This is a genomic window from Cellulomonas sp. PhB150 (assembly GCF_003755175.1).
Taxonomy (GTDB): Bacteria; Actinomycetota; Actinomycetes; order Actinomycetales; family Cellulomonadaceae; genus Cellulomonas.
Genome location: NZ_RKHX01000009.1, coordinates 1 through 1,244 on the forward strand (window position 1 = coordinate 1; position 1,244 = coordinate 1,244).

Here is a 1,244-nt window from a genome sequence, read left to right on the forward strand (position 1 = left end):
GGCGGTCTCAACCAGTCATCGCAACGAGTGTCTCGTTGAGCTTCTCTGATGGTGTCATCCAGCCAAGGGTTTGGCGGGGTCGGCCGTTGAGCGAGTCGGCGACGCGTTGAAGTTCTTCGGGGCTGTGCATCGAGAGGTCGGTGCTTTTGGGGAAGTACTGGCGTAGTAGTCCGTTGGTGTTCTCGTTCGATCCGCGTTGCCAGGGTGAGTGCGGGTCGCAGAAGTAGATCGGGACGCCGGTCTGGACCGAGAACTGGGCGTGCTGGGCCATCTCGATGCCTTGGTCCCAGGTGATCGAGCGGGTCAACGCGGCCGGCAGCGTGGCGATCGCGGTTGTCATCGCGTCCCGGACCGTGGCGGCGGTGCGGTCCCCGGGCAGGTGCAGCAGCATCACGAACCGGGTCGAACGCTCCACGAGCGTCCCGATCGCGGAGTTGCCGTTCTTGCCGATGATCAGGTCACCTTCCCAGTGCCCGGGAACGGCTCGATCGCCGGCCTCGGCGGGGCGGTCGCTGATCATGATCATGTCCGCGATCCGGCGGTGCCGCTCGCCTCTGCCCTGGGGTTTGCGTTGTGCGCGTCCGGTGCGCAGGCAGGCGGCCAGCTCGCGGCGCAGCTCGCCGCGTCCTTGCACGTAGATCGACTTGTAGATCGTCTCGTGCGACACCCGCATCTCCGGTCGATCGGGGAACCCGGCGCGCAGCCTGGCGCTGATCTGCTCAGGGGACCACAACTGACCCAGGTCAGCCAGAACCCGGCCACGTAGCTCGGCGTGGTTCGCGAGCTTGGTCATCTTCGGGCGTCGGCGTCGCTCGGCAGCGCGCCGGTGGGCAGGCATCGGCGAATAGGCGCCGCGCGAACCGTTCGCCGCGAGCTCTCGCGAGATCGTCGACGGGGCACGACCCAGCCGCCGCGCGACCGCCCGAATCGAGTCACCCGCCTCGATCGCGAGCTTGATCTCGACGCGCTCGTCCAACGTGAGCCGCAACCGCGAGGACAACTCCCGCCCGGCCAGTACTCCGCCGTAGTTGCCCAGCACCATGTAGACCAGTCGCACCGAAGCGCCCACCTCGGCCGCGATCTCGTTCCTCGTCACCCCCTGAGCGGCCAGCCGCACGATCGAACGACGAACCTCGACCGGAAACGTAAACCTGCCCCGACGCACCATCAACCTCAACCCCTCGCTCGACCCAGACCAAGAGCCCATCCGAGAAGCATGTTGCGATGACTGGTTGAGACCGCCG

The 1,244-nt window shown here is 66.8% G+C and carries 1 protein-coding gene; it reads right to left on the minus strand.

What is annotated here, in order from left to right:
* Window positions 1-7: 7 nt before the first annotated feature.
* On the minus strand, window positions 8-1,042 hold the full coding sequence (locus EDF34_RS17395; RefSeq protein ID WP_123372778.1) for an IS30 family transposase: 1,035 nt from the start codon (window positions 1,040-1,042) through the stop codon (window positions 8-10).
* Window positions 1,043-1,244 lie beyond the last annotated feature (202 nt).

Excerpts from the sequence above, each read along its gene's own strand:
- EDF34_RS17395 (WP_123372778.1), bottom strand. The coding sequence starts at position 1,042 with ATGGTGCTGGGCAACTACGGCGGAGTACTGGCCGGGCGGGAGTTGTCC.